Annotated in this window: 26 protein-coding genes; 22 read left to right on the forward strand and 4 right to left on the reverse strand. The window is 62.4% G+C overall.

Going from position 1 to position 24,222, the window contains the following annotated elements:
• Nucleotides 1-47 precede the first annotated feature (47 nt).
• A complete protein-coding gene (locus QMG83_RS14450) occupies nucleotides 48-890 on the reverse strand; it encodes a helix-turn-helix domain-containing protein (RefSeq protein WP_283506106.1) in 843 nt (280 codons plus the stop codon).
• A gap of 148 nt (nucleotides 891-1,038) precedes the next feature.
• Between QMG83_RS14450 and QMG83_RS14455 the strand changes: the two genes are divergently transcribed.
• The 18 genes from QMG83_RS14455 to QMG83_RS14540 all read left to right on the forward strand — a co-directional run bounded on the left by QMG83_RS14455 (nucleotide 1,039) and on the right by QMG83_RS14540 (nucleotide 13,622).
• Nucleotides 1,039-1,254: a helix-turn-helix transcriptional regulator gene (locus QMG83_RS14455; RefSeq protein ID WP_283506107.1), complete on the forward strand. Its 216-nt coding sequence runs from the start codon at nucleotides 1,039-1,041 to the stop codon at nucleotides 1,252-1,254.
• An 86-nt stretch (nucleotides 1,255-1,340) separates the two neighbouring features.
• Entirely contained in the window at nucleotides 1,341-1,757 is a 417-nt protein-coding gene (locus QMG83_RS14460; RefSeq protein WP_283506108.1) for a hypothetical protein, read from the forward strand.
• 175 nt (nucleotides 1,758-1,932) lie between these two features.
• Nucleotides 1,933-2,265: a helix-turn-helix domain-containing protein gene (locus QMG83_RS14465; protein WP_283506109.1), complete on the forward strand. Its 333-nt coding sequence runs from the start codon at nucleotides 1,933-1,935 to the stop codon at nucleotides 2,263-2,265.
• Nucleotides 2,262-2,633: a hypothetical protein gene (locus tag QMG83_RS14470; RefSeq protein WP_283506110.1), complete on the forward strand. Its 372-nt coding sequence runs from the start codon at nucleotides 2,262-2,264 to the stop codon at nucleotides 2,631-2,633. The genes QMG83_RS14465 and QMG83_RS14470 overlap by 4 nt, the downstream gene beginning before the upstream one ends.
• Entirely contained in the window at nucleotides 2,630-3,046 is a 417-nt protein-coding gene (locus tag QMG83_RS14475) for a hypothetical protein (protein WP_283506111.1), read from the forward strand. Before QMG83_RS14470 ends, QMG83_RS14475 begins: the two co-directional genes overlap by 4 nt.
• 173 nt (nucleotides 3,047-3,219) lie before the next feature.
• Nucleotides 3,220-3,369: a hypothetical protein gene (locus QMG83_RS14480; RefSeq protein ID WP_283506112.1), complete on the forward strand. Its 150-nt coding sequence runs from the start codon at nucleotides 3,220-3,222 to the stop codon at nucleotides 3,367-3,369.
• Nucleotides 3,363-4,349, forward strand: coding sequence for a hypothetical protein (locus QMG83_RS14485; RefSeq protein ID WP_283506113.1), 987 nt, complete (start codon nucleotides 3,363-3,365; stop codon nucleotides 4,347-4,349). Before QMG83_RS14480 ends, QMG83_RS14485 begins: the two co-directional genes overlap by 7 nt.
• A gap of 245 nt (nucleotides 4,350-4,594) precedes the next feature.
• On the forward strand, nucleotides 4,595-5,947 hold the full coding sequence (locus QMG83_RS14490) for a hypothetical protein (RefSeq protein ID WP_283506114.1): 1,353 nt from the start codon (nucleotides 4,595-4,597) through the stop codon (nucleotides 5,945-5,947).
• Between the two features lie 234 nt (nucleotides 5,948-6,181).
• Nucleotides 6,182-7,225 (forward strand): phage portal protein, encoded by a 1,044-nt coding sequence (locus QMG83_RS14495; RefSeq protein WP_283506115.1) that lies wholly within the window; start codon nucleotides 6,182-6,184, stop codon nucleotides 7,223-7,225.
• Entirely contained in the window at nucleotides 7,225-8,829 is a 1,605-nt protein-coding gene (locus QMG83_RS14500) for a phage major capsid protein (protein ID WP_283506116.1), read from the forward strand. The genes QMG83_RS14495 and QMG83_RS14500 overlap by 1 nt, the downstream gene beginning before the upstream one ends.
• Before the next feature lie 21 nt (nucleotides 8,830-8,850).
• A complete protein-coding gene (locus QMG83_RS14505) occupies nucleotides 8,851-9,150 on the forward strand; it encodes a hypothetical protein (RefSeq protein ID WP_283506117.1) in 300 nt (99 codons plus the stop codon).
• Nucleotides 9,150-9,521, forward strand: a complete 372-nt coding sequence (locus QMG83_RS14510; RefSeq protein ID WP_283506118.1) for a hypothetical protein — start codon at nucleotides 9,150-9,152, stop codon at nucleotides 9,519-9,521. Before QMG83_RS14505 ends, QMG83_RS14510 begins: the two co-directional genes overlap by 1 nt.
• Nucleotides 9,522-9,523: 2 nt before the next feature.
• On the forward strand, nucleotides 9,524-9,928 hold the full coding sequence (locus tag QMG83_RS14515; RefSeq protein WP_283506119.1) for a hypothetical protein: 405 nt from the start codon (nucleotides 9,524-9,526) through the stop codon (nucleotides 9,926-9,928).
• Between the two features lie 99 nt (nucleotides 9,929-10,027).
• Entirely contained in the window at nucleotides 10,028-10,441 is a 414-nt protein-coding gene (locus QMG83_RS14520; protein ID WP_283506120.1) for a hypothetical protein, read from the forward strand.
• The gene (locus QMG83_RS14525; RefSeq protein WP_283506121.1) at nucleotides 10,441-11,523 is read left to right on the forward strand and encodes a hypothetical protein; all 1,083 of its coding nucleotides are present in this window, start codon (nucleotides 10,441-10,443) and stop codon (nucleotides 11,521-11,523) included. Before QMG83_RS14520 ends, QMG83_RS14525 begins: the two co-directional genes overlap by 1 nt.
• Nucleotides 11,520-12,443 carry a hypothetical protein gene (locus QMG83_RS14530; RefSeq protein ID WP_283506122.1) on the forward strand — a complete coding sequence of 308 codons (924 nt, stop codon included), beginning with the start codon at nucleotides 11,520-11,522 and terminating at the stop codon, nucleotides 12,441-12,443. Before QMG83_RS14525 ends, QMG83_RS14530 begins: the two co-directional genes overlap by 4 nt.
• Nucleotides 12,440-13,465, forward strand: coding sequence for a hypothetical protein (locus QMG83_RS14535; protein WP_283506123.1), 1,026 nt, complete (start codon nucleotides 12,440-12,442; stop codon nucleotides 13,463-13,465). The genes QMG83_RS14530 and QMG83_RS14535 overlap by 4 nt, the downstream gene beginning before the upstream one ends.
• A gap of 16 nt (nucleotides 13,466-13,481) precedes the next feature.
• Nucleotides 13,482-13,622, forward strand: coding sequence for a hypothetical protein (locus QMG83_RS14540; protein ID WP_283506124.1), 141 nt, complete (start codon nucleotides 13,482-13,484; stop codon nucleotides 13,620-13,622).
• Between the two features lie 133 nt (nucleotides 13,623-13,755).
• Here QMG83_RS14540 and QMG83_RS14545 read toward each other — a convergent pair whose 3' ends face one another.
• A complete protein-coding gene (locus tag QMG83_RS14545) occupies nucleotides 13,756-14,538 on the reverse strand; it encodes a DUF3800 domain-containing protein (protein WP_283506125.1) in 783 nt (260 codons plus the stop codon).
• 526 nt (nucleotides 14,539-15,064) lie between these two features.
• On the opposite strand from QMG83_RS14545, the gene QMG83_RS14550 reads away from it, so the two are divergent.
• The 3 genes from QMG83_RS14550 to QMG83_RS14560 all read left to right on the forward strand — a co-directional run bounded on the left by QMG83_RS14550 (nucleotide 15,065) and on the right by QMG83_RS14560 (nucleotide 18,721).
• On the forward strand, nucleotides 15,065-15,244 hold the full coding sequence (locus tag QMG83_RS14550; RefSeq protein ID WP_283506126.1) for a hypothetical protein: 180 nt from the start codon (nucleotides 15,065-15,067) through the stop codon (nucleotides 15,242-15,244).
• A gap of 202 nt (nucleotides 15,245-15,446) precedes the next feature.
• Nucleotides 15,447-15,893 carry an SRPBCC family protein gene (locus tag QMG83_RS14555; RefSeq protein WP_283506127.1) on the forward strand — a complete coding sequence of 149 codons (447 nt, stop codon included), beginning with the start codon at nucleotides 15,447-15,449 and terminating at the stop codon, nucleotides 15,891-15,893.
• Between the two features lie 350 nt (nucleotides 15,894-16,243).
• Nucleotides 16,244-18,721: an LPXTG cell wall anchor domain-containing protein gene (locus QMG83_RS14560; protein WP_283506128.1), complete on the forward strand. Its 2,478-nt coding sequence runs from the start codon at nucleotides 16,244-16,246 to the stop codon at nucleotides 18,719-18,721.
• 47 nt (nucleotides 18,722-18,768) lie between these two features.
• Here QMG83_RS14560 and glgX read toward each other — a convergent pair whose 3' ends face one another.
• Nucleotides 18,769-20,808, reverse strand: coding sequence for a glycogen debranching protein GlgX (gene glgX, locus QMG83_RS14565; RefSeq protein WP_283506129.1), 2,040 nt, complete (start codon nucleotides 20,806-20,808; stop codon nucleotides 18,769-18,771).
• Nucleotides 20,809-20,947: 139 nt separating this feature from the next.
• Here glgX and QMG83_RS14570 point away from each other — a divergent pair, with 139 nt between their 5' ends.
• Nucleotides 20,948-21,763, forward strand: a complete 816-nt coding sequence (locus tag QMG83_RS14570; protein ID WP_283506130.1) for a formate/nitrite transporter family protein — start codon at nucleotides 20,948-20,950, stop codon at nucleotides 21,761-21,763.
• 25 nt (nucleotides 21,764-21,788) lie between these two features.
• Here the strand turns inward: QMG83_RS14570 and QMG83_RS14575 are convergent, their stop codons facing one another.
• Nucleotides 21,789-24,206: an ATP-dependent DNA ligase gene (locus QMG83_RS14575; RefSeq protein WP_283506131.1), complete on the reverse strand. Its 2,418-nt coding sequence runs from the start codon at nucleotides 24,204-24,206 to the stop codon at nucleotides 21,789-21,791.
• Nucleotides 24,207-24,222: the final 16 nt, after the last annotated feature.

The raw sequence follows: 24,222 nt of genomic DNA on the forward strand, positions 1-24,222 counted from the left end.
GCCACTTCCCCGGCTCGACCTCCTGAACGGCGATCGACCCGTGGGAACTAATCGGAGTCCGCGGGCGGGCCATAAGGCTTACCGGCATCGTCGATTGCGGGGCCATAAACTCTCTCCATCTCGCCAAAGCTCGGAGACAGGTATTCAGTGGCCTTCGTTTCTATGCTGGGGTCCTGTCGGAGTACGGAGGCGACTTCACGCCGAATCGTGTCGATTCGATTTTGAATCCAGCGTGGAATGCTAGGGCTGGATCCAAATTGTGTTCCCCATTCGGGCAACCGCCCGAGCAGGTTGCGGTATGCCGTAACAAGATCTTGGCGACGGTCGTGGAGGGTCTCTTCCGTAAGGCTGTCGGCAGTTAGGCCGAAACTCACTAGGGGAGAGGTCCAAAACATCTGATGTTTTTCCGGGTCGGCCTTGAACTCAGCTTGGATGTCCGGGTCGTTCCGAGCGGATTCCATGACCGCGATGTGATCGAGAGTAGTTTCCGCCTCAACCAGAGCACGCATCAGCGCCCACGCTGGGTGAGGAAGTCGCGCAAACCCACGAGGCGTAACATCGTCGAGATTACTTAGCGTGACGTACTCGGCAACCGAGATACCGGCACCCCAGATGCCCATGCCCTCATAGGGAAGCTTCCCGTACGGATCGTCCGTGTCGATCAGCAGAGCAAGTGGACTGATCCGCAGCCCTGAGGCAATCAGGACCACTTCGCTTGAGGTCAAATCTCGCTTTCTTCCACTCTCGATATTCGCGATCAGTGACCTAGTTATGGCCTCGTTCGGGATGGCTTCCGCCAGCTGCGCCGCGGTCAGGGCCTGCATCTTGCGGTAACCCGCCACTCTTCGACCAATCGCCGGCGGCTCTTTCGCTTCGGTCGAGGATGTCATTTCTGCACTCTATCGGAACGCCTTGAGCAAAATCAACACTTTGTGCTAGCGAAAAGCGCTGGGTTGGTGTAGCGTTCCGATTAGAAGTGCAAGTTCGGCGCAAATCCCGCGCAATTATGTAATTTCTACACAAACGATTGGACGGAGAATGACACAGACCACCGCGGCGAAGGTGAGGGAGCGAGCCGACCAACTCCCCGACTTGCTCAAGCGGCAAGAACTCGCCGATTACACCGGCATCTCAGTGCAGACATTCGCTCGCTGGGCGGTCGAGAAGTCCGGACCGCGCATGACGAAGCTCGGAGGAGCCGTCCGATACCGGAAGGCAGACGTTCTCGCATGGCTCGAAGCATCGGCAGCATGACCGCAACAACTAAAGAAGGCCCCATCAACGCTGCTCTAACAGCTCCGGGACCTTCACCATCCACACCCTCAGAAAAGGAAATGAATATGGAAACCAGTCTATCCGGTACAACCCCCGAAACCCCAGCGAGCATGCGCGCCCACGCAGCCTCCCTGCTAAATGCAGCCGACCAGCTCGAGCAGGATCTACTCGCCGCAAACGGGCGCCGCACATGGACCATCGACTGGAACTCTCGCAATCCGGAAAACGAGCGGTACTACCTCGGCATCCAGAGATGCGCCACCAGCCCTGACCGGCCCTTCGTAAATCCAGCGACACCTGAAAACGAACAGCTGAGCCCCGGGCACAAGTGGGCCAGCGAACTCCGAAAGACCAAGAAGCGCGAAACGCCAGAGTTCACCCACGAGTCGATCGCCCTCGTCGAGGTCATCTCCACATGGCGTGACGAGGATGGCCGGCTCTGGGGACGCGTGGCCGAGGTTCTCGTCGCGGTCGCCGCCTAATGGCCCTCTGCACCGCATCAGTGCCCGGACAGCGCCCCGTCTGCCCCTGGCCACGAGTCGAGTCAGCAGACAGCTCCCTCTGTGCCCGCCACATCCTCATCGCAAACAACGACGCCCAAGACATCGGAGTTGCGCTGCTTTCGTCGATCGTGCTGAAGGAAGGAAGAGCAGAAATTTGTCGATAAATGACACCGCGTGGGCCTACACCGTCGACCTGATCGCTTCACCGAAGGCAGTGCTCCTCGCACTCGCCTTCTGCAGGAACGGCAAAACCGGCCGATGCTTCCCCAGCCAGCAGGAACTCGTCGCGATGACGGGCCTCTCCCCGGCGACGGTAAGACGCTCACTCGGTGATCTGGTCGAAGCGAAACTGATCACGCGGACGAAGACGGTCAAAGGCAGGTATCGCAGCAATGACGAATACCAGCTCAACCACGACTATGAGCCCGCAGAAGTACCCGTCACCATGAGCGCCGCTCACCACGCAACAAAGCGGTGCTCACCGTGACTAAAAGTGGTGCTCATGGTGACGGGGCAGTAGTACCAACAGGAAAAGAACCGGAAGATAACCGGAAGAGAGCCGCGCAACGCGGCACACGCATCCCCGACGACTTCACCGTCACCCCAGCGATGGTCGAATGGGCCAGAGAGCGAACACCGCTCGTAGACGGCCCACGCGCCACCGAGAAGTTCATCAACCACTGGACAGCAACCAGCGGCCGCAACGCCACCAAACTCGACTGGCCCGCCACCTGGCGCAACTGGATGCTCCGCGACCAAGAAACCGCCAAAGACAGGCCAGCACGCCGCAACACACCCGAGGAGCGACTCAGGGCCACACTCGCCCTCGTCCCCGACATCAAGGAGATCTCATGAACGACCACGAGCTCGCCCGCGTAGTCGCCCGCATCCAAGCAGGCGACAACCGCACCGTCGACCGCGTCACGATGAGCCACTGGAAAGAAATCATCGGACACCTGCCCGTCACCGACGCCATGACCGCCATCGTCATGCACTTCCGCGAATCCACCGCCTACCTCACACCCGCCCACATCGTCGCCAACGCACGCAGACTCAGCGAGCAGCGCGCACTCGAGGCGCCACCCATCGACGACGCACCTATCGGATCTGGGTGGCCCAAACCAGCGAACTACGAGGCCATGAGCGCCGCCTACAACGACCCCGCAGAATTCCAGCACCAGTGCGCGATCTACAACCGGCAGCTCGCCGACGCCGGATACGAGATCAACCACCGATACCCGATCGCGCCAGCGCAGGAAGCGGCGTGACCGCACACCACCGCACCGCGGCATGGGCGGCCGTCACCCGAGTACAACGTCCACGCATCGAAGCGACCCTCCCGCGACCCTGCGCCGACTGCGGACGACCCGTAACCCCCGGCCAAAAATGGCAAGTCGCCCACCTGACCCCAGTCAGCATCGCCAAACGACTCGGCTGGTCAGTGCAACAAATCAACGACCCCAGCAACCTCGGCGCCTCACACACCAAAGCCAAAGGCCAGAAAGCCTGCAACCAAATCGCAGGCGGCAAACTCGGCGCCGCCGCCACCAACCGCAAACGGCAAACCGACAAGAACATGCCCTCATGGTGAACGCCCTCGCAGGGCTCCACCTCAACCCGTCAGACTACGAACCCGTCACCGCCGAACGCAGAATGATGACCAACCTGCGACCCACAATCGCACACGTCAACCAGCACTGGAAACACCGACTCCAACAAGACCGACACGCCGGCATCGTCACCTACGACGACCTCATCTCCGAAGCCTCAGAAATCCTCTGGAAAGCCGCAAACGAATACCCCGCCTGGGCAACCGAAAGACAACTCGACCCCCACTCAGGAGCGATCTTCTGGGCATACGCCCGCAAAGCAATCGACTGGGGCCTCGCCAACTACCTACAACACCGCTACCAAAAAACAGACACCAGCCTCGAAAAGATCAGCGGCGAAGACAACCCCGACGACTGGGCCAGCGACGACATCATCCGCACCCAACTCTCACGCCACCGACCCGCATCCATGCTCCACGAACAAATCGCCGACCAAATCATCATGACGCGCCGCGACTGGCGAATCCTCATCGCCCTCCGCTACTTCGAAGAACTCCCATACGAGCAGATAGGGAAACTCACCGACATGAGCCAAGACCGCTCCATCAACTACATCACCGAGATCTGCGGACGCATCCGAGAACACGCACTCACCCTCGTCGCAGCCGAACCCAGACCACCCATCACCCCACGCAAACTCAACATCGCCGACACCCTGCCCGAACTCGAGCAATACATCTGGCGACGATACGGAACCGACACCTCCACCTGGCTCGGATGGGTAGCCCACTGCTACCGACAAGACGTGTCCTACATCACCGACCTCCTGCAGCACGGCAACATCATCCGCGCCTTCGGGAAGATCGCCCACAACCGCTCACTCACCGACGAGCAAGTCAGAGACATACGCCGCCGCACCGACGCCGGCGAAGGCACCGCATCAATCGCTGCCTCCCTCAACACCTCCATGCAAGTCGTCCAGCTCATCAAGGCAGGCAAAACCTACGTGGACGTAGCATGACCACCAACACGCGACACGCCGAAGAATCAACCGCCGTTTTTGAGAAATCACCATCACCCCCGCCCGTTGGCAGCACGGCTTTTCACACAGACAACTGGGAATCGGTTCGTGATCTGTCGATACCTCCGCTGAATCTGTCGGGTCTGTCTGATTCTCAGAGAGGGCGTGAGGAGTTCATTCAGGGCGCGGGGTTGACGAGGTTGACTGGGCCGCGTGCGAAGCGTGACAAGCGCACGGGGGAGTTGATGACCCCTAGGCCGGCGCAGTTGCTGATCTCGGACGCTGTGAATGCTGCCGATCGCTTCATGGGGATACTTGCGCCTCGGAGGTCGACGAAGACTTCGGCGTTGTTCGCGGTGGCGATGGGCAGGATCTCGCTGCGTGAGGATTACAGCATCAGCTACACGATGGCGACGACGGCGTTGAAGGCTCGGGCGAGGTTCAAGAAGGACATCGCGGAGCCGCTGGAGTTCCTGTTTCCAGATACGAGCTCGCGCCCGTTCAAGCTGAACTATGGGGGCGGCTCGGAGTCGGTGCGGTGGCTTGAGACGGGGTCGCTGTTGCAGTTCGGCGCGCCGAAGGGTGACAACTACCGTTCGGATGCGTGGGATCTGATCATCGTGGATGAGGCTGGCGAGGCCGAGCCGGAGATGACTGACGACCTGATCTCGGGTGCGTTGGCGACGATGGACACGATCCCCGATGCGCTGTTCATCGCGGCGGGAACGGCAGGGGATATCCGCGCAGGGAACCTGCTCTATCAGACGTTGGACGATGGGCGGGAGGGACGCAACCGGACGACGGTCATCGAGTTCGCGGCACCCCCGACTACGACCCTTGAGAATGTCATGACCTCGGGCGAGAAGGACTGGGACAAGACGGTGCCGCTGCTCGTTGCCGCTCACCCTGGGATCGACCACGGCACGACGCTTGCGGATCTGCGCACCAACTTCGACAAGATGAAGCCGCAGCAGTTCCTCAAGGAGTATCTGGGGATCTTCGGTCAGATCGGTTCGATGTCGTTCCTGGACCAGATCAAGTTCGGCAAGGGACTGCAGGCATCGCCGCTCCCGGCACCGCCCGAGCTGTTCACCCTCGCGTTCTCGGTTCACTTGAACTCGACGGTCGCATCAATCGTTGCCGCGTGGCGTGACGACGACGGGCGCGCATGCTGGCTCGTGATGTACAACGGGCCGGTGCGCGGGCTTCACCGGGAGGTGCTGCGACTGGCGCTGAAGTACCGCGCGAACGTCGCCTACGACTCCGGCAATGGTGCGACGGACAGCGAGGCGCAGAAGCTGATGAAGGCACGTCCACGCCCCCGTATGGTGGCGCGCAAGTGGTCGGACGTGTCGACTGCTGCGTCTCTCACGGTCAAGGAGATTGAGTCTGAGAACGTCGTCCATTGGGGGCAGGACGCTCTCGATGGCGCGGTGAGGCTCGCTACGAAGCGCGGTGCGAGGGACAGCAAACGGTGGTCGTTCGGTCGACCTGACGAGGATGACGACATCACCGCGCTCGAGGCCGCAGCGATCGCGTTGCACACCTTCGACGATGCGCCTCCTCGCGCAGCTCTCACCCCGAGCGTGGCCTCATGACTATCCGTGTCGACTGTTCCCCGGCGATGACGTTGGTCGTTTGCAGTGAGTGCCCGGGCTGGGATTACATGGCCGCTGACCGTGCTGAGGGGCGCAGGGCGGGCGCTCGCCATGAGTCCCAGGTGCATCCCGGGTCGGATCGTGCGAAGGGTGCTTTGCGGGTTCAACGATTCCGCGACACGCCGAAGGAAATACATACTGAGTATGTAACGGTCGAGGTTGATCCTGAAAGTAATGGGACTTCTCGATCTACTCGGACTAGGCCGACAGCGGCCTGACTATCTGGCGACCCTCGATGATTTCGGGCTGCGGTCGCCGTGGGCTGAGGGCTCGCTCGCGGCGATCGTCTACGCCGATGTGCTCGGCGCTGATGCCGCGGCCGGGATGCCGCTGAGCAGGGCTGAGGCCATCCAGATCCCCGCCGTATCGAAGGCACGAAACCTCCTCGTATCCACCATCGCGAAGCTGCCGCTGGTGGCGCTCGACAAGGATGGCGCGCTGGGCGAGCAGCCCACATGGTTGTACCGCACTGACGGGCTTGTGAGCCCGTACGAGCGGCTAGCTTGGACAGTCGATGACCTGATCTTCTATGGGGTCAGCTTGTGGCTGACCGAACGGGGAGCGGCTGGCCAAATCTTGAACGCGGAGTGGTGCCCGCCGCAGTTATGGAAGATCACAGACGGGCATGTGCTCGTCAACGACATCGCAGTCGACTCCCAGGACTACATCCTGTTTAACCCGCCCTTCGAGGGGCTGCTGAACGTCGGCAGTCGCACCCTGAAGGGTGCCCGCGACACCGAGAAGGCGTGGACGGGTCGCATGCGCAACCCCATCCCGCTCATCGAGCTGAAAGTTACCGACGACTCAAACCTGACCCAGGCCGAGGTCGACGCCTACGTGAAGGCGTGGGCTGCCGCTCGCCAGGCCGAGAACGGGGGAGTGAGCTTCACCCCTGCAGGCATGGAAGTGCGCGTCCACGGCGAGGTGAAAGCCGACCTCATGCAGGAAGGCCGCAACGCGATCCGCACCGACGTTGGCTCATTCCTGAACGTCCGCGCTGCGCTGCTCGATGGCACGACTGGCATCGACTCGCTGACCTACACGACGAAAGACGGGGAGAAGAACAGCTTCTACGAGCTGGATCTCCCGTTCTGGACGAACCCGATCGAACATGCCTTGTCCGTCGACAAGGTCGTGCCCCGCGGCCAGCGAGTTCGCTTCGACCGTATCGAGCTTGACAACCCGGTGCTGCCTACCGGCGTACCTACGGAGGACTGATGACTGACGGCCTTATCTCGACGAGCACCCTGCTCGCCGACCTCAACGCACGCACCCTCTCCGGGCTGCTCGTGCCGTTCGGAGAACAGGGAAACACCAACCTCGGCAAGTTCACCGTCGAGGCGGGCGTGCTGACCCTGCCCCGCGATCCCTCGGTGGTGACGTTGAACATCGGCCACGACCGCGAGATCCCGGTCGGCCGCGCAACGGTACTCGCTGAGCATGCAGACGGCATACATGCGACCTTCAGCTTCGCCAACACGGACGAGGCTGACGAGGCTCTGCTCGCGTACGACGCGGGAACCAGGGGCGCGCTGAGTGTCGAGGCCAAGAACCTCGTCATCCGAGCCGGCAAAGCGATCGCGGGCCACATCTTCGGCGCCGCGGTCGTTGCCAAGGGCGCGTTCCCGTCAGCGACTCTCATGGCCGCAGACATCGGCGAAGAGATTCCCGCTGAAGAGATCCCCACTCTGCTTGAGCCAGTAGACGGTGACATTTCCATCGTCGCTACCGAGATCCCCGAGACAGTCACCGTGACTGCCGCGGACAACAGCATCACCTTCACACCCAACACCGAAAGCGAGACACTTGTGATCCCGAACACCCTTCAGGCGGGAGCGGGCACACAGTCCACTCCTGCTCTTTCCGTCAGTGACATCGGCGGCATGCTCTACGCCATGAACCAGGGCACCCTCTCGGTGGATGACTTCGCCGAACGCCTCGGCCACGAGAACGGCGCAACACTGTTCGCTGCTCTCTCCGACGTGAAGTACGACGGAGTTGGTGGCATCGCCGGCGTGCAGGGCATCCTCCCGCAGTGGATGGGCCTCATCTGGTCGGCACTGAACTACCGCCAGCAGGTTCTCCCGCTGTTCGGTCACAAAGACCTCACCAGCCTCACGCTGAACGGGTTCAAGTGGACGCAGAAGCCAGCAGGTGGAGACTGGGCAGGCAACAAGGCCGCAGTGCCCTCGAACACCCTCACCGTCGCCGCTGTGACCGGCTCCGCAAGCCGCTACGCGGTCGGCCACGACATCGCTCGCGAGTTCGTCGACTTCCCCGTCCCCGGCTTCTTCGAGAGCTACGCGGATGCCGTCACCGAGGACTACGCCAAGTGGGCAGACGCGAAGGTTGCAGCCGCAGTCCTCGCCGGAGCGACCGCCCTCGCCGGTGATGCGCTCACGACCCTCCCGGGCGCAAGTGGTGGCACGATCGGCTCGGCAGCGTCCGCGATCATCGACGGCGCGACAGTGCTGGTCACCAATGGTGTACTTCCCTCGTTCGCGCTGGTCGCACCGGCCCTCTGGAAGCAGATGGCCAAGCAGCCGAAGGCGAACGTGCTCGGCTACCTGAACGCGGCTCTCGGCCTCAGCGAGGGTGACCTCGACGGGTTCGTGATCCGACCCTCCGCGACGGTCACCGCAGGCAAGGTACTCGTCGGAGCGAAGGAAGCCGCAACGGTGTACGAACTCCCGGGAGTTCCGATCCGAATCGACGCACTCGACCTCGCCAAGGGCGGCATCGACAAGGCCGCCTTCGGATACGCCGGCGTGGTCATCAACGACGCGACTGGCTTGCAGCTCGTCACGGCAGCAACGGTCTAACCCGTGGATGGGTGGTGGGGAGTGGGATTTGAGGAGCTGCGCGATGCGTGGCCCGATGCTCCCGAGGATTACCAGACGTGTGGGCGCCTTCTCGAGGCCGCCTACATCCAGTGCAGCGAATTCGCACCGGCGTTTGAGGGTGCCCTCCCCGAAACCTACCGCCTCGCGCTGATCATGCAGACCCGCGCATTGTGGCAGTCGACCGTCTCCGACACTCAGGACGGCATGGGGGAGGGCGGGTTTCACGTCACCGTCTTCCCCATGGACTGGACAGTGAAAGCTCTCCTGCGCCCGAAGCGTGGCGTTCCGGTGGTCGGCTGATGGGCACTCTTCGCGAGCAGCTCGCCGACCAGCTCAGGCCGCTGCTACCTGCCGCGTGGAAGCTCGTCGACGTGGAGCGAAATGTCGATGCCACCAACACCCCGGTCGTGCAGTTGAAGCTCGGCGACATCGCAAAGACAGATGCTGCACCTCAGGGGATGTTCACCAGCACCTGGACGATCACGATTATCTCGCCGCATCAGGACATCACGAAAGCCGAATACCAACTCGACGATGACGTGATCGATCTGCTCTTCGCGCTCGACACGATCCCCGGTGTGCAGTGGTCCGCCGCCAAGAAAGTTGCCGTCGATGAAACCCGCCTCGGGTGGGACATCACCACCGAGATGCACGTACAGAAGGAAGCCTGATCATGCCCACAATCGCCGTAGTCCCAATTGTCCTGAAGGATGTCCTGCTGAAACTTGGCGCGACGAACGAGTACCAGAAGCACGTCTCCGGGGTTGAACTTATCCCCAGCGCGTCAACAGTGAACTGGAAGGGCCTCACGCCCGATTCCATCTTCACCGATGTCACGACGGCGACGTGGACCTGCAACCTCAGCTTCGCGCAGGACTGGGCCACCACGGACAGCCTCTCGAAGTACCTGTTCGCAAACGAGGGAACCGCGGTGGTTGCCACATTCCAGCCAATCTCGGGCGGTGCGAGCTTCGCAGCTACGCTCCTCATCACTCCCGGGTCGATCGGTGGGCAGGTCGACTCGGTAGCCGTCTCGACCGTCACCCTCGGTGTGCGCGGCCGCCCGGTACTCACCTAAACGGTGGTACTTCGGATCAGCGCGGCGTCGAGCCGAGAGTATCTAGCGGTCCTCTCGGCTATTCGTGCTGCTCCGAAAGAGTTCCAGGCGCAGATCCGTATGCAGACGAAGGTGCTCGGTACCCCGGAGTGGACGAGGGAGCTGGCGCAGCAGGCCAGCACCCGACTTGAGCATCGCGTGATTGTCGGCACGGCGCGGGTGAATGCCAGCAATCAGAATGTGCAACTCGCTGCGGCCGGCACGGGGAGGGTTCGACGTGGCGTGAAGGCTGTCGACCTTGCTGCCCCTGTCGAGTTTGGCGCGAACCGCAACCAGGTCAAGACGTACAGGCGCCGTTCGAAGAATGGCGGCACCCACGAGGTCACCCGGCACACGTCCAATCAGCTCAGGTGGCGCAAGCGCACCGGGCATGTGTTCTATCCCGCGACGGCCCGTTTCGTGCCTCGTATCGCGTCCCTGTGGGCGCAGACCGTGGTGCGCACCATCGCGTTTGCATTCGAAGGAAGAACCTAATGGCTAAGGGCCTGAGTCTCTACATTGGCGCCGACACGAAGGACGCGGTCAAAGGTGTCGACAAGATCGGCGACGGGCTCGAGAAGCTGCAGGACGAGCTCGGTGACACCGTCAAGGACTCCGCGAAGCTAGAGCGCAACTTCTCGGCCGATATGAAGGATCTCGAGGCCGCATCTGGGCGGGCCAGCAAGAACATCGGCGACGATTTCAAGAAGAACACGTCCCGCGCCGGAGACTCGGTACGCGAGTTCAAGAGTGAGGCCGTCCAGAACTTCAGCGAGACAGCCTCAAGCTTCGACGGTTCACTCAGCGGGGTAGCTGACGGCATCCAGGGCACGTTCGGCGGGCTGGCATCCAGCCTCCCCCTGCCGCTCGGTGTCGCCTTCGGGCTCATCGGTGCTGCCGGTGGTGCGCTGTTTCAGCAGATGTCCGAGGACGCTGAGGCATCAAAGGAGCGGATCGTCGCAGCGTTCGACGACATGCTTGAATCGGGGCAGAAGTTCGTCAGTAATCAGTTCCTGACGCAGGCGATCGCTGACATCGTCAGCGACCCTGCTCTCTATTCCAGCGCGGAGAAGTATGCAGAGAACCTAGGGCTCAGCGTCTCGACCGTCGTCGCTGCGATGGCTGGCGCACCGGCCGAGGTCGAGAAGGTGGCCGAGCGTGTCGGGCTGGCTAACGACAAGCTCACCGAGGACTTCGCGGGATCAACCGCCGACGTGCAACAGCAGGCCGACCTACAGATCCAGGCCAATAACGACATCCTCGCCGCTGTCCAGAAACGTTCCGACGAGTACGGCACCGCTGCCGGCAAGGTGATCGTGGCTGAGGATGCCATCTCTAAGACCACCAGCGATGGTGTCGCAGCCAACCAAAACAGGCAGGACGCCGAGACACGACGGTTCCAGAACCTCAAGACGAAGCACGACGAGGCCTCCAAGCTTGCCCCAATCGACATCCCCGTGAACCTCAGCGACCCCGGTGTTTCTGACTTCGTGACGCGAATACAGCGCGACATCAACGACAGGCGCATCAACGTGCCGGTCGACATCTTCTACCGAAACGGGGTCACCAACCCATGACGACGATCACCCTCGATTCCCGACCGCTCGACACCGTCGACGGGATGAACCTGATCATCAACCCGTCAGGGCGTCGCGGCACGACCGGCTACACCGTCGCGGGCGGCACGATCTCGGCCGACCCCGGCAACAAGACCAGCGTCGTTGCGACCGGCTCGCCGGCAGCAGGCGCGCTCACACTCACTTTCGGTAGCACTGGCATTCCGTCGGTCGTGATCGGGAACACCTACACGCTCAGCGCCGACATCCAGTCAGTCGGATGCAGCTCGCAGTTGAAAGTGTCGGGTGCCATCGTTGGCGGCTCGGTACTCTCCGCAGTGCAGGCGGCCGGTGGAGCGATGGCTCGCGTCTCGGTCACCTTCGTTCCGCTCGGCATCGGGACGATCACCGTCGCCGTCGTAAACGCGGTGTCTGCGACCGCGGGGCAGTCCGTCTCATTCCGTGACGCACGAATCGGTGACGACGCGACCTACTTCGACGGGCTCACTCCCGCCGACGCCTTCCACATCTACCGATGGCAGGGCACCGCCGACAACTCGCACACCGAACGACTGGGGAAAGACCCCGACACCGAGCCGATCAGCCCCACACTGATCCTCGGATACGAAACATCCAGGGCGATCCGATCCGTCGCCCACAAGCTCCTCTCGAGCCCGGAGAACGTAGTCACCCTCCGCCCGGCAGCACTTCGGGCAGGAACGATCCGCTACCTCTTCGACACCGCAGCAACCGCGCACCTCGCAGAACGGTTCCACGCCGAACCATCAACGATCACCCTCGACGACCCCGACGCTTTCGGTGAGATGCAGTACCTTCCCACCGGCGCATCAACACTTGCACTCGACCCCGACACCCGCACCATGTGGACACTTACGGTCGACTTCCAAGAAGTTAGCGAAGCGGTGGTGGTGCCGCTGTGATTCCAGCACCGAGCAGGCACACGATCACCGCCGAAACCTCCACCGGCGTATGGCTGACCATCAAGCGCGCAACGATCACCCTCGACGAAGGCTGGACACCCTACGTCCAGGCCAACCTTGTGTGCAGCGTCCCCGCCGACTACGCGACCATCGACCCCACTGCGGGCCACCGAATCAGTATCACCGTCACCCACACCGACGAGGCAGGTGCCCTCATCACCGAGAAGGTGTGGGACCTCGTTCTGCGCACCCGGAAAGTGGACAGGGTCAACGCCGAAATGACCGTCACCGCCGAGTCCGATGAGTGCCTTCTGCAGGACTACGGACAGCGCGGCACCACCGTCATCACCTTCACCACGGGCACCGTGCAGGCGTTCGTATCCGCCCGCACCGCCGACGCGATCCCCACCCGGACGATCACCACAGCAGGCTCCCACACGCTCGCGGTGCCCTACCCATGGGCTCCCGGAACAACAGTGTGGGAAATCATCGAAGGGCCAATCAAAACAGCCGGCCTACGCCTATGGAGCGAAGGCGGGCAAGCGTTCCGGCTCGATGTCGCCCCAGTGTCTGTCGCAGGCACGATTAGCCTCTCCGATACCGAGAACGTCAAGCTCGCCGACGACGACATCTCCCGCGACGGATCGAACGGCAGCGGGTTCGCCAACTGCGTTGTCATCGAATACAAGTGGACAGACACCTCAGTCACGCCGAACGTGCAACGGGTCGACTACGACAGCGCAGGCGGCACCACAACGCCCCGGAAGACCCTCGTCGTCAGGTACACCGACACGAAGCCTCCCGCATCAGGGGGAGCAGCCGCACTCCTCGCACGCGCACTGACCCGCGGACGCAACATCTCTGTCACCGCGATCAGCGACTACACCGCCGCTCCCGGCAAGACAGTGAACATCACCCTCGCCGGTGACGCACCAATCACGAAGGTCATCAAGGCTGTGAGCTGGAGCTGGTCAGACGGCGACGACGACGCCACAATGAGGATCGACACCCGAGACGCCTAAGGCGTAGCTTGAACGCATGGCCCGACCTACCGACGACGACTTCGACCAGCTCGTGCCCGACGACGACCCGGAGGTTATCGCGGGGATGGCAGCGCTCGCGGTTCTGCGGAGCGAGGAGGGTGAGGTCGTTGACCTAACGCTCGGGAAAATTCGATGAGTTTCCGAACGTGGCAGATTCTTGGGTAAAAGTCCAGAAACCTCACCAAAATGTCAGCTATGTCTGTTAACCTCGGTGGGACAGGTCGCTTGAGACTTGCCAGGAATGTCCAGCGGTGCTGCCACCGCACTCCTTAAGTGGATCGGCTCCTGGAGGTCTCAAGCGGCCTGTCGTGCGTGCAGTGTGTGCACTCGTACCACGACGAGTTTTTTGCGATGTCATTCGACGGCATCGACAAGAGCCCAAGCGGGATCGGGCAATCTCCGCTACCACGACGAATCTGGTGCCAGATCTGCTTCAGGTATTGGCCTTCAACGTTGCCGAACTCATCCGGCCAAATAGCTGCGCGAAGAAAACCTCCGTACAAGTCGGCAGCCTGGCTTTCAAGATATTGATCCGCGGACACCCAGCGCAATCCTCGCTCCATTCCAGACGGGACCTTCGAGTCGAACTGCAGCTGGAATCTGAAGTAGGCCTCCGTCGACGTATGATCATGCCCTCGGACGTGACCGAACCGGGTGTGGATGCCTTCAGACACGCCTTTCCAATTTCGGGCCGCCCAGAGGATGTTCTTGTACATCTTTATCGCAACATAGTTGTAGAAGAGTTCACGGTTCGATGTGTACTGACCGACAACTCGGTCCTTCTGGCAATACACGTAAATGATGCGCACGTTTGAGATCGCACCGAGAACTCCTGCTGCGTATTTGCGTCTCGCGTGGGTTTTCAGATGGTCTTTCCAGGACATAACGCGATTTGCAGGCACGTTAAAGTCCGCCCGAAGGCGCGATACAGCAGCCTGAACCGCCTCCGCTGAGTCGTCGTCGACAATAAGCGCAGCCATTCCGAAGACCGGGCTCGAGCCGCCCTTATCGAGCCCTCGGTCGCCTGTCTCATCGATGTACGCGAATAACATCCGGCAATCCTCTCGCAGGCGACGAGACAAAACCAAGGACGACTCAAAAGTTATCCACAGACCAAAATCCCGAGCGGCAACGAAACCACGGGTAATGAGGGATTGGTCCGCTACAGAACCCCGCATTTACCCCGCACATTCAGTGATCGATAGCGGAATGCTGCGATACCCCCTGATCTATGAATCACTGGCATCGCGCATCCTCTGACACCCCGCAGAAACCCCCGATATCGATGGGGGCATAATCGTGAGGTCGCGGGTTCGAATCCCGCCTCAGCTACAGAGACAAAAAGAGGCCCCACCGTTTACGTGGGGTCTTTTGTTGTCTCGGCGGGCGAGGCGGATTGAGAAGCCGCTCGTGGGCCCCCGCTGAGCAGTCAGCCGCATTGCGCTCAACGCGCGGCCTGTCCCTTCGCTCTACCGCGCGATGTGGATGCAGCTCAGTAGGGGAGTCGAATCCCGCCTCAGCTACCTTGTTCACCTAATCGCCGGGACGCGGAGCATTAGACGCGACCGATCCGTTGGCGTGGCAGCCCGTACAGCGCCGAACTGCGGCAAATTGCTGAAGTTGCGCGCTGTGGCGACGATCTGCCGCGGCTCGTGGGGTGGAATTGATGCGCGGCATGCCTACGACGTTGCCGTAAGGGCGATCGTCATCATTCGGGTCGAAGCGGCCTTGCTCGCGAGTTCCTGGTTCGCGGCGTGATCGTCGGACTGCGACGAGAATGGCGTGAACGCCTCATAGCTGCGGCGGCAGGCGCCCTCCTCCTTGCTATGCGGTGCGGAAAACCACAAACTCCTCGCCGGCGTACATCGTTGTCGTCTGTCCGACTCTGAGCCGGACGAGCAACCGCGGTCCGCCGGAACGCGCCGCACTACTCTGGGAGCCATCGCCAGAAGGAGCTCCCATGAAGATCCAGTCCAGCGTCGACGTCGACGCGGCGCCAGAGAAGGTGTTCGCTGTCTTCAGTGACCTCGATGTTTTCGCGGCAGAGGTTCCGGGCATCACCAAGGTCGAGATCCTCGCCGGCCCCGTCCAAATGCAAGCCGGCACGAAATGGCGCGAAACCCGCATCATGTTCGGCAAGGAGGCGACCGAGGAGATGTGGGTGACGGCGATTGAACAGGATGCCTCCTACGTAGTAGAGGCGGAATCGCACGGGACGCACTACCGAAGCGAATACCTCTTCACCCCCGTCGGCTCATCGACCCGAGTGCAGATGACGTTTGAGGGTCGGCCGCTCACGTTCGGTGCCAGTGTGGGGTCACTCCTCATGGTGTTCTTCGCCGGCGCAACAAAGAAGGCACTGCTCAAAGACATGCTCGAGCTGAAGCGGGTCTGCGAAGCGGCTTGACGAGGCTGCCGCTTCGCAGACCTCACGCTCAGGAGCAGCGTCGAGAGATCTCCGACGGGCGCCGCACCCCGGCCTTAAAGCAGCGATACCGATTCAGTCAAGGGGATTGTCCCCTGTATAGGGGACGTGTTAGCGTGCGAACTAGATGCCGGACCCGAAAACCCCGGCTGGCTCGACGCCGAGCCGCTACCTGAGAAGGTGATCGCTAACCCATTCAACGCCCCCGAACGTTGAGCGCACGTCTACCCCCTCTTCGTGCTTGTTCGCTCAACGACGGACGTTGTGCGCGCTCCGAACGCGCCTGCGCCCGCTCCCCCCGGCACACTTGTTCTACCCGAGAGAACCCCGCCATGTTCAGCAACAAATTTCTCGCGGCGCTTGCCGCACTTACGCTGGCGAGCGGCGCCGTAATCGGCACTGCTGCACCAGCATTCGCCAATGACGATGTCGTCACCGACACCGAAACCACGATCGCGAGCGTTGAAGCTCCAGTGGTTGAACCGAGCATCGAAGCTCCAGTGGTTGTGCCGGATGCGCCGGAGACAAGCGCGACCGCACCGATCCCCGAGCAGTCCGTTGCGTCCGAGCCGGTAAACGTCGGTCCTCCTGCGATGAGCTTCTCAACGAAGCCGGCGGAAGAGCCGGAGCCGGAGCCGGTGGTTGAGGTCGAAAAAAAGGTTGAGTTCTGTCACGCCACGGCAAGCGCGTCAAACCCCTATGTAATGGTCGATACGTCCGTGAATGCCTTTTATAACGCCGGGCATGACACGCACCAGAACTTCGAGGACATCGTTCCCCCGTTCTCTTACGTCAAGCAGGGCCAGACCATCAACTTCCCTGGATTGAACTGGAACGCTGCCGGTCAGGCGATCTTCAACAACGGTTGTGAGCGTGTAGTCGTCGTGCCAGGTGTTGCGACCGCATCAGTTTCGTTTATCGCGGCGAGCTGCACAGCCGCACAACAGCTCGTGTTGGGCACCGCGACCAACGCCGCTTGGGGCACGGTCACCGATCCTGCGGGGAGCGACAACTATTCAGTCACCGCTACCGCGACTGGTAACGCTTTCTTCCCGGGCGGACTGAGTACCCTCACCTTCCACGGAGTACTGAATCCGGTAGACACGAGCGAGGCGTGCGACAACACAACCGCGAAGAAGGTGGAGTTCTGCCACGCCACCGGCAGCGATTCGAACCCGTTTGTGCTGATCGAAACCTCAGTGAACGCGTTCTTCAACGCTGGGCACGACACGCACCAGAACTTCGCTGACATTGTTCCCCCGTTCTCCTACGTGAAGCAGGGCCAGACCATCGACTTCCCCGGACTGAACTGGGATGCGACAGGACAGGCCTTCCTGGCGGCAGGATGCGAGGAGCCGGTGGTGATTCCGGATGTCGCGACGGCATCGGTGTCCACCACCCCAGCGAGCTGCACGGCTGCTGAGCAGCTGGTGCTTGGCGCTGTGACCAACGCTGTATGGGGGCCGGTCACCGACCCTCGGGGCCGCGATGACTACTCCGTGACCGCGACTGCGACAGGCAACGCACTCTTCGCCGGGGGGCTCACCAAGCTCACCTTCCGCGGTGAGCTGGACCACATCGACAAGAGCGAGGCGTGCGACAACACGAAAATCGTGAAGGTCGAGTTCTGCCACGCCACGAGGAGTGACTCGAATCCGTTCGTGCTGCTCAACACCTCGGTGAAGACGTTCTTCAGGGACGGTCACGACACTCACCGGAACTCCGCAGATATCGTTCCTCCGTTCAGCTACATCAAGCGGGGTGCGGTCGTCGAATTCCCGGGCCTCAACTGGGATGCCGAAGGTCGGGCCTTCCTGGAGGCTGGCTGCAAGGACACGGTCGTGGTGATCCCGGATGTCGCGACGGCAGCAGTGTCGTTCTCGCCCGAGACCTGCACGGCTGGCGAGCAGCTTGTGCTTGGCGCGGTGGCCAACGCGACGTGGGGCCCGGTCACGGATCCCGCCGGTGACGACAACTATTCCGTTACCGCTACTGCGACTGGCGATGCTCAATTCGCCGGCGGCCTCACCGAAATTACATTCCACGGAGTGCTGAAGCCGATCGACACGAGTGAGGCCTGCGACAACACGAACTTCACCATGGTGCAGTTCTGCCACGCGGCTGGAGTCGAAACCGATTCAGATGAGTTGGTATTTGTGGCGTTCGGCCCGGCTGGCGTCTACCAGTTGCTGAACATCTCGGTGAGCGCGTTCTTTGCGGGAAGCCATGACACGCATGACGGCTCGGCCGATATCGTTCCGCCGTTCTCGTACCTCACACAGGGCGAGGTCATGGAATTCGCCGGACTCAACTGGGATGCGGCGGGGCAGGCCTTCTTCGCGAACAACTGCGAACAGGAAATCCCCACTCTGGCGCTCGTGCTCCCGACTGTGACCTTCACACAGGCCACCTGCACCGCGGCGGGGTCGTACACTCTCGGCGTCGCTGCGGGCTTCACCCCTAACCAGGTGACGTTCACGGTCAACGGCACCCCCGGCGTACTCGCGGGAACGTATGCGGCAGCAAACGGATCCATCACGGTCACCGTCCAACCCGTCGCACCTGACGGGATCGATGTCGACTGGGTGAATCCATCCGCGTTCGTGTTCGCCGCACCCTCGGCCAGTGATTGCTCGCCGGTCACGACGCCGCCGGTGCCAGTGACGCCAGCCGGTAACGGCTCTGGCGCTGGGCTGCCGAATACTGGCTCTGGCGACGGCATTGCCGGCCTGATTTCGCTGGGCGGCGGTCTGGTGTTCCTCGGGGCGGCTGCCCTGTACCTGCGTCGCCGCATGGGCACCATCGGCTAGCTGATAGCGAGGAGGGCGGTCCCGGTCGGGGCCGCCCTTTTTCGCGCTCAGTCGCGGTGGCGTGAGATCAGCAGAGTGAAAGAGTGATCGCGGACGACCAGCGTGGTGGTCCCCGATTCCATCGACTGGTCGGGATCGCTCGATGCGGCCACCTCCCACTCGGCGCCCGGGGCGGCCGGCAGCGTGCCCTCGACACCGTTGCTCGCCGAATTCAGCAGCAGCGCAAACGCGTTCTTCCCCGGGTGCTCGAAGAGGTAGACCACTGCCCTAATGTCGGGGTTGTCCCAGTCTTCCTCGGCAAACGCGTTGCCGTTGATCTGTACGACCGATACTGAGTCGGAGGCCTCCACCTCGGGAGACTGGCGGAACCAGGTCGGCCTGAGCGCCGGGTTGTCGCGGCGCAGCGCGATCAGGTTGGCAGTGAACGCGGTCAGCTCGGAATCCGCGTTCTCCCAGTCGAACCACGAGATCTCATCATCCTGGCAGTAGGCGTTGTTGTTGCCCTGTTGGGTGCGTCCGAGTTCGTCCCCGCCGAGAATCATCGGAATTCCCGCGGAAAGCAACACAGATGCCAGGAGGTTGCGCTGCTGCCGGGCGCGGAACTCCAGCACTGCGGGGTCGTCGGTTGTGCCCTCAACTCCGCCGTTGGCCGAACGATTGTCGCTCTCTCCGTCGTTGTTGTCTTCGCCGTTCGCCTCGTTGTGCTTCTCGGCGTACGACACGAGATCGGCGATGGTGAATCCGTCATGAGCAGTTACGAAGTTGACGCTGGCCAGCGGTGAACGACGGCTTGCTTCATACACGTCGGGACTACCCAGGATGCGCTGCGAGAGCGTGCCCAGAACCTGGTCGTCCCCGTTCCAGAAGTCGCGCACGTCATCGCGGAACTTGCCGTTCCACTCGGACCAGTCGGCCGGGAATCCACCAACCTGATAGCCGGCGGTGTCCCATGGCTCTGCGATCATCTTGACCGGTGCAAGCACCGGATCCTGATGGATGAGTGTGAGGAACGCACTGTGCAGCTCTGCCGAACCGTCCTGGCGGGTCAGGGTGGTCGCGAGGTCGAACCTGAACCCGTCGACGTGCATCTCGGTGACCCAATAGCGCAGCGAGTCCATGATGAGTCCGAGTGCGGCGGGGTGGCCGACGTTGAAGCTGTTGCCCGTTCCGGTGGTGTCGAAGTACGACGACCTGTCGTCTTCGACCAGCCTGTAGTACGCGGCATTGTCAATGCCCTTGAACGACAGCGTGGGGCCCAGGTGATTGCCCTCAGCGGTGTGGTTGTACACCACATCGAGAATCACCTCGAGGCCGGCGGCGTGCAGCGCCTTCACCATCGACTTGAATTCGTTGACCTGCCCGCCCCCGTCGCCAGCCGAGCTGTAGTCACCGTGGGGAGCAAAAAATCCGATGCTGTTGTAGCCCCAATAGTTGCGGAGGCCCTTCTCCAGCAGGTGGCTGTCCTGCACGAATTGGTGCACGGGTAGCAGTTCTACAGAGGTGACGCCGAGGTCGGTGAGGTGCTTGATTGCTGCGGGGTGCGCCAGGCCGGCGTAGGTTCCGCGAACCTCCTCGGGTACCTCCGGGTGCAGTTTGGTGAGGCCCTTCACGTGGGTTTCGTAGACGACGGTCTGCGAGAGGGGAACCCGGGGTGACGTGTCTCCCTCCCAATCGAAGTCGTCGGCCACGATGACGCAGCGCGGCACAAAAGCGGCCGAGTCGCTCTCATCCATCTCTTCGGGGTTGTTCTGATCGTGCGCGAACACCTCCTGGCCCCAGCGGTAGTCGCCTTCGATCGCCCGCGCGTATGGGTCGAGCAGCACCTTGTTCACGTTGGAGCGTTGGCCGTTGGCTGGATCCCATGGGCCAGCCACGCGAATGCCGTAGCGCGTGCCTGCCCCGACATCCGGGATAAAGCCATGGAAGACGTGCCCGGTACGGGCGTCAAGGATGGTGCGGTGCTCGGTTCCTGACTCGTCGAAGACGCAGAACTCGACAGAATCGGCAGACTCGGAATAGATGGCGTAGTTCGCGCCGCCCTCCGAAAGGCTGACTCCGAGCGGGTAGGGGAGGGAAGTTCTTGGCATGCGAAAATCCTAGGATTCCCGGCGCACATCGCCGGAATCGGGGGGAGGCCTTGACACGCTCGCACCGGCATGCGCAAGGAGGTTGCGCTTTCGGGCCGATCCGCAGAGAGTGAGACATGCGCACGCAACGAGGCACCCCATGAGCGAAAAACGGCGGCGGGAAATCGGCGATCGCGGCGACCCCGTCGAAGACGAGATCGCAGAGTCGTTCGACAGCACCATCACCGAGGGCGCTGAGCGGCTCCATCGCACCTGGCGGGTAACCCTCATCACCGGTTTCTTCGGCGGGTTGGAAGTCGGTCTCGGCATCCTGGCCTACCTCGCGGTCCTGGATCAGACCGGGGACCATCTCCTGGCGGGGCTCGCCTTCAGCATCGGATTCATCGCCTTGATGCTCGCGCACAGCGAGCTCTTCACCGAGAACTTCCTGATGCCGGTCGCCGCACTCGTGGCCGGCGAGGGCACGGTCGGCCAGCTTGCGAAATTGTGGGGAGGCACCCTCGTCATGAATCTCGCTGGCGGCTGGGTCTTCATGTGGCTAGTTGTGCAGGCCTTTCCGCAATGGCATGACACCCTCACCGAGTCGGCGCTGCACTTCACTGACGCCCCGTTCAACCTCCAAAGCGTTGTGCTCGCCGTACTGGGAGGCAGCACGATAACCCTGATGACGCGCATGCAGCAGGGCACAGACTCCGAGGTGGCGAAGATCGTCGCGACAGTGATCGGCGGTTTTCTGCTGGCAGGGCTGCAGTTGTTCCACTCGATTCTGGATTCGCTTCTCATTTTCGGGGCGATCCAGTCCGGTGCTTCGATCACCTACCTGCAGTGGCTCGGCTGGTTCGGATACACCCTGCTCTTCAACATGCTCGGGGGGCTCGTGCTGGTGACAGCACTGAGACTGCTGCGCTCCAAGGACCTGTTTCGACAGAAAGCCAACGCCGACGGGGATCGATAACCTGACTCCATCATCACCGTAGCGGTCACTCCCGCACCACATCGGCGGCGGCCTTGTCGGATCGCCAGCCTTTCCATGATGGATGCCGCAGCCGCCCGGTCGCGGTCCACTCCGTGAACTCCACCTCGCCAACAAGCGAGGCCCGCACCCACCGCACTCCCGCGTCGGTTACCCCCGACTCATCCGCGAGTGGACTGGACGCCCGCTCCAGCCGCGCGAACTTCGTCGTGAGGGCGTCGAGCTCACGGTCGCTGAAGCCGGTGCCGACCTTACCCACGTAGTCGAGCCCATCGTCGCCGGGCACGGCCAGCAGCAGCGCACCCACCCGTCCACTGCGATTTCCGCGACCGGGAGTCCAGCCGACCACGACAACCTCCTGGGTGCGGTGGTGCTTCAGCTTCACCCAGGCGCGGGACCGCGCTCCCTGCCGATAGGTGCTGTCGCGCTTCTTGGCGACCACCCCTTCGAGACCGAGCGATCGACTGCTGGTCATCGCGGCGTCTTCGTCCCCGTCAAACGCGGGCGGTATCTTAATCGGCCCTCCTGGCTTGAGGTGTTTCTCGAGCGCGTTCCTGCGTTCGTTGTAGCTCTTCTTCACCAGCGAATCACCGGCGTAGGCCAATAGATCGAACGCCATGAACTGCACAGTCGTCTTCGCCATGGCGGCCACGACATCCTGCGGCTTGGTCAGGCCCATCCGGTTCTGCAGCAGGCCGAAATCGGGCCGGCCCGACTTGGTAAGTGCGACGATCTCCCCGTCGATGACGGCATCTTGGCCGACGGACTCCGCAAGTATGCCCAATTCGGGATATGTCGCCGTCACGTCGCTGCCGTTTCGGCTCGTGAGCGTCACCTCGCCATCCGTCACCGTGGCGATGGCGCGCACGCCATCCCACTTCATCTCGAATGCCCAATCGTCGTCGGCGAGTTGGCCCTGCTCGCCGAGGGTCGCCAGCATCGGCTTCACCGAGCGCGACGGTGCCCGGCGCGAGCCGACCACGGTCCGCGCTCTGGGCGCGTGCGCGGCATCCGACATCAGGTGGATCAGCCAGTTGTTCTCGGCCCGCCCGCCTCCCCGGGTGTGGATCAAGGCATAGCGGTGTGAGCCGTGCTTCTCGCCGTGGATGGTGACGATGACCTCCTCGTCGTCCCGCCACTTCTCGAGTTCGTAGCTGCCCGCGTCCCAGATCGTGACCTCGCCGCCGCCATATTCCCCGGCGGGGATGGTGCCCTCGAACGTGCCGTACTCCAGCGGATGATCCTCAGTCTGCACGGCGAGGTGGTTCTGTTTCGCGTCGGTGGGCACACCTTTGGGCAGAGCCCAGCTGACCAGTACGCCGTCGTGTTCGAGCCGAAAGTCCCAGTGCAGGCGCCGGGCGTGATGCTCCTGAATGACGAAACTCAGGCCGTCGGTGGAAGGGGCGACACCAGACGGCACCGGCTCCGGTGTCTTCGCCGCATCCCGCATGCTGCGGTATTTCTCGAGTCGGTCCCGGCTGGCGGCGGTCGTCACGAAGGTCGCCTGATGTTCGACCGTGGGCTCCAGCGATTCGAGGTGCCCCTTCGTGAGGTCAGCCAACGGGTCACCGCGACGCTTCACCCGCGCCAGCACCTCCGGGTATTCGAGCTGGCTCAGTTCCTTGGATGCGAGCTCCCGCCACGTTCGGGGCGCGGCGACAGTGGGGCGCACCCGCCCGCGCAGCGAGTAGGGAGTGATGGTGGTCTTGTTGCCGTTGTTCTGGCTCCAGTCGACGAACACCTTGCCCGCCCTGACGGCCTTCTTCATGTCGCTGACGATGAGATCAGGATGATCGGCTTCGAGCGATCGCGCCAGTTCGTGGGCGACGGCGCTGACGGCATCCGAATCCTGCTTGCCGTCGAGAGCGGCATACAGGTGGATGCCCTTGCTTCCGCTGGTGACCGGCATCGGGTCGAGGCCCATCCCGGTCAGGATCGCCCGCGCGAGCCGGGCGACCTCGGCGCACTCGGCAAGCCCGACCCCCTCGCCCGGGTCGAGGTCGAGCACCAGCCGATCGGGGTTCTTGCGCGTGCCCGTGCGACCGAACTGCCACTGGGGCACATGCACCTCGAGGGCCGCGATTTGCCCGAGCCAGGAGAGGGTGGCCAGGTCGTTGACGAGCGGGTATTCGTTGGAGTGGGTCTTGTGCTCGATGGGGCGCCGCTTCACCCACGACGGAGCCGAGTTATCGAGGTTCTTCTGGAAAAACGCCTCACCGGGCTGCTCGGCGGTGCCCACGCCGTGCACCCAGCGTTTGCGCGTAGCGGGCCGATTGGCCGCGTGGGGGATGAGCACATCGGCGATGGCCGCGTAGTACGCCAGCACGTCGCCCTTCGTGGTTCCGGTCGTCGGATACAACACCTTGTCGAGATTGGTCAGGGTGATGCGGTGGCCGTCGATGGATACGACCTGCTTTTGCGCCACGACGACTCCTTCGCTG

It is taken from the genome of Salinibacterium sp. G-O1, assembly GCF_030063305.1.
GTDB lineage: Bacteria > Actinomycetota > Actinomycetes > Actinomycetales > Microbacteriaceae > Rhodoglobus.

Coding starts and splice junctions, on each gene's coding strand:
- QMG83_RS14545 (WP_283506125.1), bottom strand. CDS start 14,538: ATGTTATTCGCGTACATCGATGAGACAGGCGACCGAGGGCTCGATAAG.
- QMG83_RS14495 (WP_283506115.1), top strand. CDS start 6,182: ATGGGACTTCTCGATCTACTCGGACTAGGCCGACAGCGGCCTGACTAT.
- QMG83_RS14520 (WP_283506120.1), top strand. CDS start 10,028: ATGCAGACGAAGGTGCTCGGTACCCCGGAGTGGACGAGGGAGCTGGCG.
- QMG83_RS14455 (WP_283506107.1), top strand. CDS start 1,039: ATGACACAGACCACCGCGGCGAAGGTGAGGGAGCGAGCCGACCAACTC.
- QMG83_RS14500 (WP_283506116.1), top strand. CDS start 7,225: ATGACTGACGGCCTTATCTCGACGAGCACCCTGCTCGCCGACCTCAAC.
- QMG83_RS14515 (WP_283506119.1), top strand. CDS start 9,524: ATGCCCACAATCGCCGTAGTCCCAATTGTCCTGAAGGATGTCCTGCTG.
- QMG83_RS14510 (WP_283506118.1), top strand. CDS start 9,150: ATGGGCACTCTTCGCGAGCAGCTCGCCGACCAGCTCAGGCCGCTGCTA.
- QMG83_RS14560 (WP_283506128.1), top strand. CDS start 16,244: ATGTTCAGCAACAAATTTCTCGCGGCGCTTGCCGCACTTACGCTGGCG.
- QMG83_RS14490 (WP_283506114.1), top strand. CDS start 4,595: ATGACCCCTAGGCCGGCGCAGTTGCTGATCTCGGACGCTGTGAATGCT.
- QMG83_RS14485 (WP_283506113.1), top strand. CDS start 3,363: ATGGTGAACGCCCTCGCAGGGCTCCACCTCAACCCGTCAGACTACGAA.
- QMG83_RS14540 (WP_283506124.1), top strand. CDS start 13,482: ATGGCCCGACCTACCGACGACGACTTCGACCAGCTCGTGCCCGACGAC.
- QMG83_RS14525 (WP_283506121.1), top strand. CDS start 10,441: ATGGCTAAGGGCCTGAGTCTCTACATTGGCGCCGACACGAAGGACGCG.
- QMG83_RS14570 (WP_283506130.1), top strand. CDS start 20,948: ATGAGCGAAAAACGGCGGCGGGAAATCGGCGATCGCGGCGACCCCGTC.
- QMG83_RS14475 (WP_283506111.1), top strand. CDS start 2,630: ATGAACGACCACGAGCTCGCCCGCGTAGTCGCCCGCATCCAAGCAGGC.
- QMG83_RS14555 (WP_283506127.1), top strand. CDS start 15,447: ATGAAGATCCAGTCCAGCGTCGACGTCGACGCGGCGCCAGAGAAGGTG.
- glgX (WP_283506129.1), bottom strand. CDS start 20,808: ATGCCAAGAACTTCCCTCCCCTACCCGCTCGGAGTCAGCCTTTCGGAG.
- QMG83_RS14450 (WP_283506106.1), bottom strand. CDS start 890: ATGACATCCTCGACCGAAGCGAAAGAGCCGCCGGCGATTGGTCGAAGA.
- QMG83_RS14460 (WP_283506108.1), top strand. CDS start 1,341: ATGGAAACCAGTCTATCCGGTACAACCCCCGAAACCCCAGCGAGCATG.
- QMG83_RS14530 (WP_283506122.1), top strand. CDS start 11,520: ATGACGACGATCACCCTCGATTCCCGACCGCTCGACACCGTCGACGGG.